General features: G+C 59.3%; 14 protein-coding genes. 3 read left to right on the top strand and 11 right to left on the bottom strand.

Annotated elements, in window-relative coordinates; translation table 11 throughout:
* The first annotated feature begins 80 nt into the window (after nt 1-80).
* The 3 genes from KJA79_RS06295 to KJA79_RS06285 are packed head-to-tail and all read left to right on the top strand — an operon-like array spanning nt 81 to nt 2,259.
* Nucleotides 81-560: a hypothetical protein gene (locus tag KJA79_RS06295; RefSeq protein ID WP_213041130.1), complete on the top strand. Its 480-nt coding sequence runs from the start codon at nt 81-83 to the stop codon at nt 558-560.
* Nucleotides 561-563: 3 nt separating this feature from the next.
* Nucleotides 564-1,514: an NAD(P)-dependent oxidoreductase gene (locus KJA79_RS06290; protein ID WP_213041129.1), complete on the top strand. Its 951-nt coding sequence runs from the start codon at nt 564-566 to the stop codon at nt 1,512-1,514.
* A 13-nt stretch (nt 1,515-1,527) separates the two neighbouring features.
* Nucleotides 1,528-2,259: a hypothetical protein gene (locus KJA79_RS06285; protein ID WP_213041128.1), complete on the top strand. Its 732-nt coding sequence runs from the start codon at nt 1,528-1,530 to the stop codon at nt 2,257-2,259.
* Between the two features lie 133 nt (nt 2,260-2,392).
* Here KJA79_RS06285 and KJA79_RS06280 read toward each other — a convergent pair whose 3' ends face one another.
* The 11 genes from KJA79_RS06280 to KJA79_RS06230 form a co-directional block, all read right to left on the bottom strand.
* Nucleotides 2,393-3,625, bottom strand: coding sequence for an outer membrane beta-barrel protein (locus KJA79_RS06280; RefSeq protein ID WP_246507446.1), 1,233 nt, complete (start codon nt 3,623-3,625; stop codon nt 2,393-2,395).
* A 132-nt stretch (nt 3,626-3,757) separates the two neighbouring features.
* Nucleotides 3,758-4,279 (bottom strand): NADH-quinone oxidoreductase subunit B family protein, encoded by a 522-nt coding sequence (locus KJA79_RS06275; protein ID WP_213041127.1) that lies wholly within the window; start codon nt 4,277-4,279, stop codon nt 3,758-3,760.
* Between the two features lie 84 nt (nt 4,280-4,363).
* Nucleotides 4,364-5,956 (bottom strand): hydrogenase large subunit, encoded by a 1,593-nt coding sequence (locus KJA79_RS06270; protein ID WP_213041126.1) that lies wholly within the window; start codon nt 5,954-5,956, stop codon nt 4,364-4,366.
* Nucleotides 5,957-5,959: 3 nt separating this feature from the next.
* A complete protein-coding gene (locus KJA79_RS06265) occupies nt 5,960-7,492 on the bottom strand; it encodes a hydrogenase 4 subunit F (RefSeq protein ID WP_213041125.1) in 1,533 nt (510 codons plus the stop codon).
* A 37-nt stretch (nt 7,493-7,529) separates the two neighbouring features.
* A complete protein-coding gene (locus KJA79_RS06260; RefSeq protein ID WP_213041124.1) occupies nt 7,530-8,195 on the bottom strand; it encodes a hydrogenase in 666 nt (221 codons plus the stop codon).
* Between the two features lie 4 nt (nt 8,196-8,199).
* Nucleotides 8,200-9,156 carry a respiratory chain complex I subunit 1 family protein gene (locus KJA79_RS06255; protein WP_213041123.1) on the bottom strand — a complete coding sequence of 319 codons (957 nt, stop codon included), beginning with the start codon at nt 9,154-9,156 and terminating at the stop codon, nt 8,200-8,202.
* A gap of 61 nt (nt 9,157-9,217) precedes the next feature.
* The gene (hyfB, locus tag KJA79_RS06250) at nt 9,218-11,245 is read right to left on the bottom strand and encodes a hydrogenase 4 subunit B (protein WP_213041122.1); all 2,028 of its coding nucleotides are present in this window, start codon (nt 11,243-11,245) and stop codon (nt 9,218-9,220) included.
* A 332-nt stretch (nt 11,246-11,577) separates the two neighbouring features.
* Nucleotides 11,578-12,507 (bottom strand): carboxypeptidase-like regulatory domain-containing protein, encoded by a 930-nt coding sequence (locus KJA79_RS06245; protein WP_213041121.1) that lies wholly within the window; start codon nt 12,505-12,507, stop codon nt 11,578-11,580.
* Nucleotides 12,508-12,751: 244 nt separating this feature from the next.
* Nucleotides 12,752-12,991 carry a tetratricopeptide repeat protein gene (locus KJA79_RS06240; RefSeq protein ID WP_013250751.1) on the bottom strand — a complete coding sequence of 80 codons (240 nt, stop codon included), beginning with the start codon at nt 12,989-12,991 and terminating at the stop codon, nt 12,752-12,754.
* Nucleotides 12,992-13,507: 516 nt separating this feature from the next.
* Nucleotides 13,508-14,866 (bottom strand): sigma-54-dependent transcriptional regulator, encoded by a 1,359-nt coding sequence (locus KJA79_RS06235; protein WP_213041120.1) that lies wholly within the window; start codon nt 14,864-14,866, stop codon nt 13,508-13,510.
* On the bottom strand, nt 14,863-16,260 hold the full coding sequence (locus KJA79_RS06230) for a two-component system sensor histidine kinase NtrB (protein ID WP_213041119.1): 1,398 nt from the start codon (nt 16,258-16,260) through the stop codon (nt 14,863-14,865). The genes KJA79_RS06235 and KJA79_RS06230 overlap by 4 nt, the downstream gene beginning before the upstream one ends.
* Nucleotides 16,261-16,313 lie beyond the last annotated feature (53 nt).

Here is a 16,313-nt window from a genome sequence, read left to right as displayed (position 1 = left end):
GGTCGTGGCGATTATATCGACTCGCGGCGCGAAAGCCTATGAGAGGGATCCTCGAAACAAACAATGCTAGAATGCCCGCAATGACTATCCTGACTCTCTCCACTGCGCCACGCCTCAGGACCGCCCTGCTCGCGTACGCCACGCTCTTGTTCCTGTCACCTCTCGGCCTAGGCCGGGCACAAGAAGTCCTCACCGTACAGGAGGTGCTGGCGGACCCCGCGTTGTTCCATCTGCGGCAAGTCACGCTCAAGGGAACCGTACGCCAGGTGCAGCCGCTCGATCCCTACGAAATCCCGGCCGGCTCGACCTGCTATGGGGGCTACCTGTTCAACCTGGAGGATGACACTGCAACGCTGTCCGTCGCCGTACCAGGGCTCTGCGGAGTTCCGATGGTGAAAGATCCAGACGTGGAGGATGGCGCGCGTGTGGTCGTGGATGCCACCATACAAGCCCCGAGCCACGGAGGATATGCATTAAGCTTCAAAGGATCGAAGATCGCCATGGATCAAGAGGGAATCGTGCAAGCGATCGCCAACCGGATCACCCCCTTGGTAGAGTAGCCCATGACCTCACCTCTCCCTCCCCAACTTCCCGGCCTGGCGGCTCCAGCCACGACCCGCATCGGGTGGATCGGCACCGGCGTCATGGGCGGGCCCATGTGCCAACACCTACTGCACGCCGGTTACCGTCTCACGCTCTTCACCCGCAACCGCACCAAAGCCTTGCCGCTCCTGACAAAGGGAGCCACCTGGGCCGATTCACCCCGCGCCGTGGCAGAGCAAACCGACGTGCTGTTCACGATGGTCGGCTTTCCCAATGACGTGCGGGAGGTCTACTTCGGAAAGCAGGGCGTGCTCGCCGGATCACGTCCCGGGATGGTGCTCGTCGATATGACCACGACGGAACCGTCCCTGGCCTCTGCCATCGCGGAAGCCGCGCAGACCCATGGCGCTGCAGCCCTCGATGCGCCGGTGTCCGGCGGTGACGTCGGAGCGCGCAATGCCACCCTCTCCGTCATGGTCGGCGGCGAGACCGAGGCGGTGCAGGCCGTCATGCCGCTGTTTGAATGTCTGGGAAAGAACATTGTCCACCAGGGCGGGCCCGGCGCAGGACAACATACCAAACTGTGCAACCAAATCGTGATCGCCGGCACCATGGTCGGCGTCTGTGAAAGCCTGCTCTACGGATACCGCGCCGGACTCGACGTGCCACGCATGTTGGAGTCGATCCGCGGTGGGGCTGCCGCCTGCTGGACGCTGGACCACCTGGCCCCGCGCATATTGGCGAGAAATTTTGATCCCGGGTTTTTCGTCGACCACTTCGTCAAGGACATGGGCATCGCGCTGGAAGAAGCGCGGCGACGCGATCTCACGCTGCCGGGTCTGACCTTGGCGCATCAGCTCTATCAGAAGGTCCAGGCGCTCGGCCATGGCCGCTCCGGCACCCATGCCCTCATGCTGGCACTGGAAGCTCTGTCGCATGGCCAAGAGTCCGCGTCTTCCCCCTCACGGTAACCGCAGGAGAGACATGAACAGAGCCACACTACCCATCGTTCTGGTACTCGTTGGAGTGATGAGTCTCTCTGCCTGCAGCGGCAGTCGAGGGCTCAACCGCCAGATCCTGCAGGAATCGTTTCACGATCATCCCGAGGTAGTCACGGACCGCGATGTCGCTGCCACCATGGCCTTGCAAGCGAACCTGCCGACCCCCTATCGCCTGGCTATCTATTTCAAACACCGGGATTTTCCAAGCCGGCCGGCATTACAACGCGCAAACTGGTTGGGGGCGGATGCCGACCGCCTGCAGCGGGCGCTCGCGTCGGTGCAGGAGGAAGGTATTCTTCAACAGGCATTTCTCCTGGCAAACTCCACGGTCCAAGGGAGCACGCTCCGCGACATTCGCTTGGCCGCCGCGCGCTACAATGCCGATGCGTTACTCATCATCGATGGAGCCTCCGCCGTGGAGCGCTACAACAACGGGCATGCCGCCTGGTACGCCACCGGCATCGGCGCCTACTTTGCGCACGGCACGGAAAGCCATGCCCTGTTCATGGTGGAGGGAACACTCTGGGATGTTCGCACCGGCGCCCTGTACGGCACACAAACCGCCGATGGCGAAACGACCCTCATCGGCCCGGCGCCGTCACTCGACGACAAGGCTGCTGTGGCCGAGGCGAAGGATGTCGCGATGGCAAGGTTCGGCAGAGAACTCGCCGATACATTGCGGCTTTTGAGAGAAAAACAGCGCGTCCCTGACTGAGCGGCGGCGCGGACACTCTATAGGGCTGCAGGGCGAGGCCGCAGTGAGCAAACAGGCTGAGGCGTACTTCAGACAGGGCTTCGAGGGCGTGATCGAGGCGAGAACGAAGCCCCAAGCCAGTTTCAGCGCCGGCTCACGGGCTATCGAAGGTCCACAGAATCCCCAACAACACCAGGTGCTGATTCGGCGTGAGACTCAGCACGCCGGGTTGTACCTCACCCCGCCGAAAAAATCCCCCGCCTGCTCCGGTCGATTCATCCCATCGATGCTCGAGCCGAACCGTGGTGTTGGTCCATTTGTAGGGAATTCGATATTCGATAGTTGAAGTCACGGCCTTGACGAATTGCTCCGACCCCGTCCAGCGCCCGTTTCGGTCCCAATAGAACTCCGGTCTCACTGCCAGAGTCCAGGGGCCAGTCACATGCCACCGTGCCACGATATTCCCACCAGTGACGAACGCACGAGGATGCCCGGGACGATCGGCGATGTTCTCCGTTCCAATGTCATAGGAAGCCGCAAGCGTCAGAGCGTCCCCCTTCCACTCGACTATGTGATTCGCGTAGAACCGCCAGAACTGCACGGCTGTGTTGGTCTGGTCGGGACCGCCATACAACGTTTGAGTCAGGGTGAGCCGCGGCGTCGCGTGATACGACCACTGGCCTCCATACGACGGCTGATCGTTCGTGTACGCGAGATGAAAGTATCGGTTGATGACAAACGCAGCGACGGTCAACCGGTCACTGAGTGGATATTTCGCATTGATGCCGAACATCATGTACGGCGTATTGTCGGCGATCCATGAGCGGGTGTAATTCGTGTTATCCTTCGCGTACAGCGATTCATACCCGATGAGGCTATTAAACAACCCGGCAGTGATGGTGAGACCGTTGCCGACCGGGGCAAGGTAGGACACATTCGCCCGATGGATGTGCCGAAGCGCATCCGCCCCGTTTACCTCACGCTCCCCCTGCAAAAACGCGAATCGTTCGGAGTCGTACCCGCCTTGCATCCCGAGTTCCATCCCCCAACGCGATGACTCATTCGCATCCTTCCGAACATACACCAGGGCCATATTCGGCACGAACTCGTTGTGCCGCACCGCCGTCCCACGACTCCGCCAGAGATGGTTCTCGGGAAAATTGAAATTGAGCACGTAGCCGACATCGAGATACGCGCCGTAATGCCAGAGCGAGACCGCCTCATCGGCTTCAGGTGACGAATCCGTCGCAGGAACACTTTCGGCACAGGCTGGCGCGACAACAAAACTCCACAGGAAGGCCGCCCCGCCAAGCCACATCGTCCACCGGCGCAGAACATTCCGGAGATTTACCCTGACAGGGGTACTCGAATACTGAACTAGCGCCATCCCACACTCACAAGCCAGCACGCATCACACCTTGGCGATGCGCGCACTCAGGTCATCGAGAATCAGGAGAGATGTAAACGAATCGCGGAGAGAAAGGAACCGAAAAAGTACATGCAGTGCGCCCGCGGCTGATCACGTGCCCGGACCGGCAGGCTCGTGCCGGAGCGTGTCCAACACCGCGAGAATCTCCGCCGGCCGCGGAGGACAACCGGGGATACGGACATCGACCGGAATGTGACGTTCTACCGGACCCGTCACCGCATAACTGCCCTTAAACACCCCGCAGGTGATCGCGCAATCCCCCAGCGCGATGACGAGCTTCGGCTCAGGCGTCTGCTTATAGACATCCTTCAATGCACGCTCCATGTTGACGGTCACCGGCCCGGTTACTACCAAGGCATCGGTGTGACGCGGCGAAGCCGCAATGTGCACTCCGAACCGCTCCACGTCGTAGACGGGATTGGCCAGCGCATTCATTTCCATCTCGCAGGCGTTGCACGACCCGGTGTCCACTTCACGGATCGTCAGGGATCGCCTGAACGACTTCGCCTTTTCGATCGCCTCCCGGCTCACCGGCTCAGAAGGGGACTTCGCGGCAGGATACTGCCCCGTCACGACACCGGTCGCGAGACTCTTCTTAATGATCCGAAACATGGCACCTCCTTAGCCGTCAGCAGTCAGCGATCAGGTGGCCGCTCGGAACCGGCTGCTCAGAGCGGATTGCTCAAGGCTAGTTTCTCACAGATCATTGCCTGCATAGGACAAATTGAAGCTTTTATTGATCAACGGAAAATCCGGCACGATGTTTCCCACAGCCGCCCACTGAATCGCCGGCCAGTGCACAAACGACGGGTCACGGACTTTGCACCGGTGAATCCGCCCCTCCGCTCCCGCCATGACGACATACAGGATTTCGCCGCGCCAACCTTCGACAGCCGCGATTGCCCATTCACCCGGCGACGGATTCCGGATCGGCTGGACCATGAGCGGCCCCAACGGCAATTGTCGGTGAAGCGCATGGATGAGACGGACCGAGTCATGCACTTCATCCAGGCGCACTCGCATGCGGGCACGGACATCTCCGTAGCGATAGCCGGCCACCGTCGGTTGACACTCGTGATACGCGGCGAATGGCCGATCTCGACGAAGATCTCTGTCGATACCGGACGCGCGGCCCACGACCCCCATGACCGCATGGTCCCATGCGATGTGTTCGGACAGCACTCCCGTGTTCTCCAATCGTTCGGTCAGCGAGGCATTCGCAAACAGAATTTTTTCAATTCCGGCAAACTCCTGCTCAATGGCCTGCAACTCCGCATCGACTTGTGACAGTTGCACGCCGGAGAGGTCCATCGACACTCCGCCGACCGTATTCACCCCCCGCAGGAACCGTGACCCGGTCAGGCGATCGTTCAGCTGCATGAGCTGTTCTTTCATCCGGCCGCAGTGAGCATGCGCCAGGGCATAGGCCGTATCGTTACAGATGGCGCCGACATCGCCGATGTGATTGTGCAACCGCTCGAGTTCGAGAAAGATGCTGCGCAGATACCGGGCTCGCGGCGGCACCGTCACCCCCAAAAGCCTCTCCACCGCCTGGCAATAGGCCAAGCTATGGCCGACTGAGGTATCGCCGGACACCCGCTCCGCGAGCGTCACGGCTTCCGTCAGGCGCTGTTGCTCGAACAGCTTTTCCACCCCACGGTGCTTCCAGAAATGACGCACTTCGAGCTGCAGGATCGGTTCGCCGGCCACCGAAAACCGGAAATGGCCTGGTTCGATGATCCCGGCATGGATCGGGCCGACAGGGATTTCGAACACCCCGTCGCCATGAATTTTCCTGAACGCGTACTCTCCCTGCATGCGGCCCAGCACCTGATCCCATCCAAAATCTTTCTTCAGCGGATGGGACCCCTTCGGCCAATGTTCGTGACGAACCAACCTCCGCATGTCCGGATGGCCAACAGGAATCAGACCGAAGAGATCACGAATCTCCCGTTCGTACCACTTTGCCGCATGCACCACCGGCGTGATCGACGCAAACTCGCGCTCGCCTCCTGTGAGATCAACCGACAGGAGCAGCCAGTCTTTGCGTTCCGCCAGCGTGAACAGATAGCAGAGTTCATAGCGGGCCTCGCGAGGGCGGTGATCGACAGCCCAAAGTAGCGAAAGCGAGCCGCGCAAGTGTGGATCCGTATGGATATAGCGGGCGACCGCCGGGACGTCCTGCTTCCGCAACCGCAGCATCGGCACACCGTCAACGGCACCGATGTCCGTGATGGCCCGGGCGAACGCCCCTCGTATCTGCTCGACCGCTCCCGATCCGTCGTTCATGTGCTACCTCTGGACGATCACCGTGACAGCCCGGGCCAGCAATGTCCGTACCGGCTCAGGGAGTGCGAACCCTAAGCCGATCAACGCCACCATCATGGCCAGCAGAGGCACATGTCCCACCGTCCAGGACTCGCCTCGAGCGACGCCCTCCCGTGGAGCGCCCCACACCATGGAGCCGATTTTCGACAGCATGCCTCCAAACAAGACGACTCCAAACAGCAAGAACACGGCGACGAGCCCCACGCTACGCATCTCGTCCGAAATGGTCACGGCCACAAACCGGCCCACATGCACCGTATCGGAGGCGAAGTTCTGGGCAGACAGGGCCGATACCACCAGTAACTCGCTCACGAACGGCGAAAAGGGAGGCAGCCCGACCAGCGCGAAAGCCGCCACCAGCGTCGCCACCGCTGTGACCGGCTGAGACTTGGCCAGACCCCGCACATCGTCGATTTCCAACGTGTCATGCCGCCGGTGAATATTGCCGGCAACGAAAAACGCCAGTGCCTTGGCAAGGGCATGGTTCAGCAGATGGAAGAGCCCGCCGAACGTGCCGACGAGTCCGCCGACCCCGAAGCCGATCATGGCCAGCCCCATATGCTCGATGCTCGAATAGGCAAAGAGCCGTTTATAATTGTGCTGGAGCAGGATAAACAGCGAGGCCACCACAAACGACACAAACCCGAAGACCAGCAGCAGATTTCCGGTGAATTCGGACGGGAGCGCCTGATCGACGATGGCCTTGCTGCGCAGTAGCGTATACACCGCCACCGTCTCCAAGACCCCGGCCAACATCGCCGCAATCGGCGCTGGCGCTTCCGTGTATGCATCCGGCAACCAGGTATGCATCGGCACCAAGCCGACCTTTGTGCCGTACCCGACGAGAATAAAGAGAAACGCCAGCTTCAGGACGTTCGGGTCTAATCGATCGGCGACTCCGATCAACTCCGTGACGTTCAACGCCGAACTCGCATCGCCGAGCACCCGCACCGACGAGTAGTAAGTCAGCACGACGCCAAACAGGGCCAGGGCGATACCCACCGAGCAGAGGATCAGATATTTCCAGCCCGCCTCCAGCGACTCCCGCCTCCGGAAGAAGGCAATCAGGAAGGTTGTCGCCAGCGTGGTGCCCTCCACCGCCACCCATTGCACGCCGAGGCTGTTGGCCATCGTCGCGGCCACCATCGCGAACAAAAACATATGAAACAGAAAGAAGAAGACACCCAGATGCTTCGGCGCAATCACGCCACGCGCCACCTGTTCGTCCATATACGACCACATGTACAACGAGCAGGACAGTCCGATGGCGGTGATGATGATCAGAATAAAATCCGACAGCGCATCCACATAGACGAGCGCGCCCAACGTCGTGACCGCTCCTTCCGCCAACACCTGTCTGGTCAAGACGGTCTCGGCGACGCCCAATGCCAGCATCGTTGCAAAATTCACGGCGTGCAACACCCGGGCACGGCGGATCACCAGGCTCAATAACCCGGCGAGGACCGGCCCCGCCAGCAAGACGATCACCGGCCACATGTGGCACCCGCTTCCAAGACGTCGCTCATCACTCCGCTCATTCCTTCAATGCCGTCAGCTCGCTGGTGTCCACACTGTCGAAGGCATCCTGCAGTCGATGGGTGTAAATCCCTGCGATCAGGCCCGCGACGAGTACATCAAAAAACACTCCTAATTCGACGATCAACGGCATGCCGTAGGCCGCTGCCGTGGTGCCCAGAAACACGCCGTTCTCCATCACCAGGAATCCCACCATTTGCGTGACCGCCTTTTTACGGGCGATCATCGTAAAGAATCCGATCAGAATAATGGCCAGGGCGAGAGCCAATGAATCCCGAGTCAGGAGATACCCCAGCGGAATGATGGGCTGCGTGATGAAAAACGCCACCACCACCAGTCCGCCACAGATCAATAACCCGGCCGGAATGTTGATGTTCATGACCAATTCCCGCGACACATTCAGGCGCTCGATGACCTTCCGGAGAATCCGTGGCAACACGATCACTTTGATAACCACGGTCAACGCTGCGGCAAAATAGATGTGCCGATGCCCGGTCAGGAACGCGACCAACGCCGCCGTGCAGGCCAGGAAGAACGACTGCAAAGCGAACAGATCCACGCAGGCCGAGAGCCGTCGCTGTGCGACGATGGCGAAACAACTCAACAGCAACAGCACAGAGCAGAGGTTGACCAACTGCGACCCGAGATGCGTGGATTCCGACACCGCCTTATCCTCTCAACGTGTAGAAAAACACCAACGCCAACAGGGCCAGAATGAAGGCCGCACCCAGCAGTTCCGGCACGCGAAACAGCCGCAACTTGGCGAACATCGATTCAATCACCCCGATGACGACCGCCAGCCCGGCCACTTTCAGCACATACACCACGGTGCCCGTCGCCAGGGCAGCCGGCGCCAGGCTCGTCGCGATGCCCCAAGGGGCGAAGACATTTACGATAAGCGTCAACAATACCAACAGCTTGATTCCCGCCGCCCATTCCATCAACGCCAGATACCGGCCGGAGTATTCCAGCAACATCGCCTCATGAATCATCGTCAGTTCGAGATGGGTCGCGGGATTGTCCACCGGCACACGCCCTGTCTCCGCCAGCGTCACGATAAACATCGCCGCCAGCGCCATGAGGTGCGCGGGAGGAGCCAGCACCACGCCCTCAAGCAACGCCGACTGGTGGACGATCGTGCTCAAATTCGTGGACCCTGCCGTCAGCGCAATGGCCAAAATGGACAACATCATCGCCGGTTCAGCCAGGGTCGCGATGATCGCCTCCCGGCTGCTGCCCATGCCGCCGAATGCCGACCCGGCATCCAGCCCGGCCAGAATCAGGAAAAAGGTCCCCAGGGCCAGGAGATACACCAGCGCAATAATGTTGCCCGCGAAATTGAGTGGCGTGTGGGAGAGGAACACGGGCATCAACAAGCCTGCCGCCACGGTCGACGCGAATACGATGTACGGGGCAGCCGCAAAAATCCAGGATGTGGTCGAGGAGCGCACCGGCTGTTTGCGGAACAGTTTCGCCAGGTCGGCATAGGGTTGGAAGAGGCCGGCACCGCGACGGCATTGCAGCCTGGCTTTGACCTTCCGGATCACCCCGACGATGAACGGAGCGAGGGCGAGCAGCATGATCAACTGCACGACGATCAGCACCACTTGCACCATCACCTGCATCCTACGTCTCACCTCCACGCCGGTACACCGGCATCACCCCATTCGACACGTCCGGCGCGAGCTACCCCGCCCAGAGCAACAACAAGACGAGCGTCACAAAAATATAGGTCAGATACAGATGCAGGCTCCCGACCTGAATGACGCGTAGGCGCTCCGCCAGGGCCAGCAGCTTCCTGACGACCGGCCGGTAGAGATACGTCTCGAAGAGTGGTTCAGTGTGAAATTCCACTCGCTGATGCCGGATGAAGTACTTCGACTGCTCCAGAAATTCCCGCTCCAGTTTCACCGTCGGCTGGTAGACCGTCTCAAACACCTGCTTGATCGGTTGCACGAAGCCGGTGGCGGTATATTCCATACGCGGCGTGAGCGGGAGCCCGCAGCCCCACGTTCTGGTGTAACGCGCCGGCACCCCTTTCCCGAGCCAGCGAGCGATCAACAACCCCAGCAGTCCGGCGCCGACCAGGAGCCCCGCCAACACCGGCGTCGAGATACTGGAGAATTCCACCGTCACCGGGGCCACGACCCAGCCGTCAAGCGCCAACACTTTTTGGCTGATCGCCACCCCTGTCAACGGACCGGTGACCCGATCCAACAGAGGCACGACCAGCATGGGAGCGAGTCCGAGTACCACACAGCTCCCCGCGAGGATCCCCATTCCGATTCGCATCGACACCGGTACTTCCACCGCCTTCCGGGCATGGGCGCTGCGCGGCTGCGCCAGAAACGCCATGCCGAAGGCTTTCGCGAAACAGGCCAGCGCTAGCGCACCGGTCAGCGCCAGGATCGCGGCGGCGATCGGCAACATCAGCTTGAGAAACAAGGTCGGCAATTGCACGCTGAGAAAGAGGCTCTGAAAGACCAGCCACTCACTCACGAATCCGTTGGTGGGCGGAAGCGCCGCAATCGACACGGCACCGATCAGAAAGAACAGCCCGGTCCATGGCATGCGGCGCAGCAAGCCGCCGTACTCCTCGATATCCCTCGTGTGTGTGGCGAACTGCACGGCGCCGGCACCGAGGAACAGCAGAGCTTTGAACGTTGCGTGGTTGATCGTATGGTACAGACCGGCGAGGAGGCCGAGCGCGGCCAGTTCATGCAGCCCATAGGTGTGAAAGATCATGCCAGCGCCGATGCCCAACAGGATAATCCCGATGTTCTCCACACTGTGAAAGGCCAGTAGGCTCTTGAGGTCGTGCTCCATCAACGCGTACATGACGCCCAGGAGGGCGGACAGCGCGCCGATGCTCAACACTGTAAAGCCCCACCACCAGGGAAACACCCCTTCAAGAAAATCGAAGTACACCCGGATCAAGGCATACACGGCCGTCTTGATCATGACGCCGGACATCAGCGCTGAAATATGGGACGGCGCCGCTGGGTGGGCGTAAGGCAGCCACACATGCAAGGGAACGATGCCGGCCTTGGCCCCGAATCCGATCAAGGCCATGAAAAAAGCGATCGATCGCAACCCATCTGGCAACCGTTGATCGGGATGACGAAAGTCTTCGAAGGAAAAGGACCCGGCCTCCTGCGAGAAAATCACAAACGTCAGAATGATACACGCGGTGCCGACGTGCGTCATGATAAAATAAAACAACCCAGCATAACGAACTTCGGCTTTTTCGTGTTCCGTAACCACCAGAAAATAGGACAGCAGCGACATCAGCTCCCAGACGATCAAGAAGAAGAACCCGTTGTCGGCCATGACGACGAGCATCATCGCGAGCAAGAAGCCGTTGAAGAGAGATCCCATTGCGCCGAGGGACGACCGACCATAGAATTCAGTCACGTAACCCAGCGCAAAAATAGACGAGGCAAGGCCGACCACGGAGATCGTGAGGACGAAGAACGACGCCAGCGGATCGAGGCGGATTGCAAAGCTGAGAAAAGGTATTGTTGATTCAGCGGAGGCTGTCCAGGGCTCCGGTGCCAGGAGTCCGGCAAGCCCAAGAGCGGTGCCTACGAGACCTGCCCCGATCGCAAGCCCATGCGCGACAAGGTTCTGAATCCTCGGTCTCCCGGGGAAACAGGGAGGAAAGATGATGCCGGCCATGTAGATCGCCAGCAGGCCGACGAATAGAACGGTCATCGTTGCAGGATAATCCTCAAGAAGCATGCCCAGAAACTAGGCACATAACACATCTTCTCGCCCCCACTGGTAGTTTCCCGGCACCTTACAATGGACGGATGGACACATCAATTGATATCCGAGAAGCAGCCGTGCATGAGGGACAACGAGCAGTACCCAGAAAACCACTTCATGCGAACTGAGGCTCCTCCGTGGGACCATGCCGGCTCGAATTGGACCGGCTCCCTCATTCTCTTCTCATGCCAGCGTCGCCAGAGGTAGCGCGCCTTTTCTTCTACTGTTCGGCCTCCACCAGATACGGCTTGGCGCTTCGCTCCCCGATCACTCCCGATTTAGTGCGCCTGCTTGTGGATCATTGGATCGATTTCTCGCTTCGTTTCCTCAAGCACGTTATAGCGAGTGTACGGATGCTCCATCACCTCGTTGGCATAGAGCCGCCCCGTCGGCGCCGGGACGCCGATGGTGGCGTCAACAGTTCCCTTAGGACCAATGGTGACCGTCTGCTCAACGGTCGTCCTGATGTAGGGATGCCAGACAACCAACTTATAGGTGCCCGGCGGCACATCGGTCAGGGTAAACCGGCCATGCTCGTCGGTCTTGGCAAAATACGGATTGGTGACGGCCAGCCCCCAGCTCTCCATGTAGGCATGGAAGCCGCATTGCATGACGAAGATCCGGCGACCCTTGCTGAGATTGACCAATTGCTTCATCGGCGGGCCGGCCATATGTTTGTGGTACATCCCGGCATCGCTGCGATCTTTTAGATTGCGCGGGTGTTGCGGATTCATGGGCAGCGGCACATTGAACAATACGCGGGCACCTAATTGGGACGTTTCATACGCCTGAATGTCGTGCATGACGGGATCCATGTTGACCACTGTCACAGATTGATCGTCCCGCACAACCGTGGTGAACGGTTCGAAGAGGCAGTCTTTCGCATCGATTTGCGGTACGCTCCCTTCGCTGAAGGGTTTGCCCTTGTCGATCCCTTCCAGATAAACCACGACGTCGCGAAACTCGCCTCCAGGCCCGACCTGGAACGGTTGCAGGATGCGCCAGCCTTGCCCATCCGAAATGCGCCCGCAGTAGAATTGGTCCGGCAAGGTCGTGAGGTTGTACCCCTTCGGCTTGGGGACAGTCCCTTCGAGCTTGACGGTGCCCGTAAGAGTCCCACCCTCTGAAACCGTGATGGCTTCATAGGCCCAGACGGCTTCTCCGCACATGGTCGCAACAAGCAGTAAGACAGTCATGGCGTAATACATATGTGGGCTCTCCTCTACCAGGTTGCGGAAAAACTCATTTTGAGTCCCAAAGCCACCACAGATACGCGGTGTGGGACGACGTTGAACAGCCTCGCAGGATGCGCGAAAAGGCCGTCCAGCAAGGCCGCAGCGAGCACAGGGGCGAATCGTACTCTTGCGGTACGGTGAGCCGCTGAGCGATGCGAGAACGCCGCTGGCGGACTTTTTCCGCATCCTGCTACAGCGTCATACAGCGATGTTCTGTTCATAGCAGAGATTGCAGCGGTCGGCCCGTTCGACGTCGGCAGCGGGCGATGCCTTCACGAGCTTTGAGATTATTCGGATCAGAGTCCAGTACCGCCTTCCAGTTAAATTGAGCTTCTTCATGCTGGTCTAGTCTTTCAAGTAGGAGAGCCAAATCACACCGTGAGGCGAGATCGGTGGGAAAGACCGTCAGCACTTCTTGCAATTCAGCCAGTCGCACCATCCAAGACTCATTCAACATGGGAGTCCTTGCTCACTTTCTGGGTGGAGAGGAACATGCAAGCCGGGCACGCGATGAGCGGTCCCCATCTGAGGACAATCGAATGATGCCCGGACATCCGGCAATACTCCATACGCCGCGACCAACAGAATGAGCACAATGGCGATGTCGAACGTCAAGAGTTCAAGGGGATTCCCATCCCCAGATACAGGGTTGCGACGATTACACGAGCTCGACTCGCCCAGTCGCGTTTTCAGGCGCGGCTATGCTCATCTGCTCAAGGCACGTCGCAACGCATGGCATGACATACTGCAGGGAAGATGCCTGCGGTCACGGTCTGCGGCCATTCAATGAGAGCATGAAAGAAATAGCATACTTACGAGCGGGAGCGGATTCTCCCTATAGATTGCGCAAGCGTGTTTTCTCCACCATCTGCAGGACTTGCAGATGATCCCGCAGCGCCGGTGGCGGGGTCTGCAAATATTGCAGTCAGACATCAGACCTGCTACTGCATGGGAGATCGCAACGTGGTGAGCGTTAGGCCCGGATGCCGTACTCTTTGATCTTGTACTGCAACGCACGGAGGCTGATGCCCAGGAGTTTGGCCGCTTTCTCTCGATGATTCGTCACTTCGGCCAATGTCCGTTGGATGACATCCCGTTCGATCTGTTCCAGGGGCGCCCCCAACGTCACGAGCATCGTGCGGGCATCCTCCTTGCTGGCCTGGATTTCCTCCGGCAAGTGTTCGGGCTGAATCATGGCATCTTTCACCGTGACCACCAGCCGCTCCATGAGATTTCGGAGCTGGCGAATATTCCCGGGCCAGGCATAGAGGCGGAGCAACCGCATGGCGTCACGTGACACCTCCTTTGGCTCGCGGCGGTACTGGGTCGAGAAGGCGATCAGAAACCGGTTCACGAGCAGCGGGATATCTTCGGCACGCTCGCGCAGGGGCGGGAGGTGGATCGGGACGACATTCAATCGATAGTAGAGGTCTTCGCGAAAGTCACTCTGCTTGACGGCTGCTTCGAGATTGCGATTCGTGGCGGCAATGATCCTGGTATCAACCTTGATCACCTTGGTTCCGCCCAGGCGTCTGAATTCCTTCGTCTCCAAGACACGAAGGAAATCCACCTGCGATTTTAAAGAGAGCTCGCCGACTTCATCCAGAAGCAGCGTTCCCTCATGGGCGAGTTCGAATCGCCCCAGCTTCGTGGCCATCGCTCCGGTAAACGCCCCTTTGTCGTAGCCGAACAGTTCACTTTCAAACAGGTTCTCTGGTAATGCTCCGCAGTTCAGCGTGATAAATGGTCCGTTCGCCCGGGCACTCCTATGATGGATCGCCCGGGCGACAAGTTCCTTTCCGGTCCCGCTTTCCCCCGTCAGTAACACTGTGACATCGCTCTCGGCCACCATCCCAACCATGTTGTAAACACGCCGCATCGGCTCGCTGTCACCGACCATCTGATCGAAGCGTGTGCGTGTGTCCAGGCGGCTCTTGAGCTGCTTGTTCTCCGTCGCCAGCGCATGGCGCTCCAGCGCTTTCTCGACCACGATGGGAAACCGCTCGCGATCGATGGGTTTCGTGAGGTAATCGTATGCGCCGCATCGCATGGCCTCTACTGCCGTATCTATCGAGCCATACGCCGTCATGACCACGAGTTCCGTCTCCGGCCACTTCTCCTTCAGACGACGAAGGAACTCCATGCCGCCGATCCCGGGCATCTTGAGGTCGGTCATCACCAGATCGGCCGGGACGACCTCAAGCTGTTCCAGCGCTTCTTCTCCTGTCCCGGCCCCGCGCACGCGGTGACCTTTCTTTTCAAGAAGCGTCACTAACGCGCCACGAATATTGACCTCGTCGTCTACGACGAGAATATGTGCCCCTTGCGTCATGATCCCACCGCAACACTCTGCTGATGATCGACAGCAACAGGAAATTGCATGACCACCTGGGTGCCGTTTCCCGGCACACTTGTCACATGAATGGTCCCGCCATGATCCTGCATAATCCGGTAGGCGATCGCGAGGCCGAGCCCTGTTCCACCCGACTTGGTCGTATAGAAGGGCTCAAACAGTCGCGGCAGATCTTCCTGCTCAATACCGATGCCCGTGTCGCTCACGACAATCTCTACCAAGCGATTCCCTTCCTCCGTGCGTTCTTCCGTAGCGATACAGCAACGCCCACCATTCGGCATGGCATGGAACGCGTTGACGACGATGTTCACCAACACCTGGCTGATTTGCGTCTCATCACCCAGCACCGGAGACATATCCTTGCTCACCCGTTGCTCAAGTTGAATCTTACGCTCCTCCGCTTCGAACCGCATGAGCGCCACGATGTGTTCGATCAAGGCGGGCAAATCCACCGCATGGAGACCCATGGAGCCGGGTCGCGCGAACTTCATGAAGTTATCGAGAATCACCGACAAGCGGCGGCATTCGGCATTCAACACGCGGAGGTAATACGCGGCCTGTTTCGCCGGCCCCCCCTGCTCTTTGAATTCTTCCTCAAGGAGATGCAAATTCAAATCGATCGCGCTCAACGGATTGCGCAACTCGTGCGCCACCCCGGCAGACAGGGTATGCAGAGCCGCCAGTTTTTCCGCAACCCGGACTCTCCGCTCAAGAGCCAACCATTCCGTGACGTCCTGCGCCTGGAGGATGACGCCGGCGGGCCGTCCATCGTCTCCGGTCAACTCGGCCGTACTGACGCGGATGGTGTGCAGGGTTCGATCGCGGCTTTCATAGGGCAAATCTTTCTGACACATGTGCCGATGGATCCGCAGCGCTGCATCAAGCGCCCTGCGGATGGTATCGCCCTCCGTAAAGACGGATTCGTACGAATGGCCCAGCAAGTCGGTCGACGCACGTTTCAACACCACCTCAGCCGAGGGATTGACGGCCGTAATAATGCCGCTGCGGTTCAGCGTCAGGACACCGGTTGGAATGCTCTCGAGGATATTGCGCGCCAGCCCCTTCACTTCTTCGAGAGTTCGTAGGGTGCTGTCATGGTGCAGAAACGTGATGACCGCGGTGATCCCGATCGCACTCACCAGAAAAACGAGGAGCGCCACAAGCGTCAAGTCGCGGCGCGACTGCCAGAGCGCTGGAAACAAATCCGTCGGAACCGTCTTGCCTTGAGTGACGCCCTGCAGGAGAAGTTTCTCCTGTTCCAGACTGAAGAGCAGGATGACGGACACCACCAAAGCCAAAATCAACAGCACCGCCGCGATCAACCGATAGGGAGCCCTTCGAAGGAGAGCGGCTTCAGGAATAGGTCTAAACATACCTGCGTCCTATAGGAAGATCCGAGCAGGATTTCATGCTACCACGCAGGGTT

It is taken from the genome of Nitrospira defluvii (assembly GCF_905220995.1).
In the GTDB taxonomy this organism is placed as follows: domain Bacteria; phylum Nitrospirota; class Nitrospiria; order Nitrospirales; family Nitrospiraceae; genus Nitrospira_A; species Nitrospira_A defluvii_C.
The sequence above is the reverse complement of the archived record's forward strand: the minus strand, read 5'-3'. Positions and strand labels throughout refer to the sequence as shown.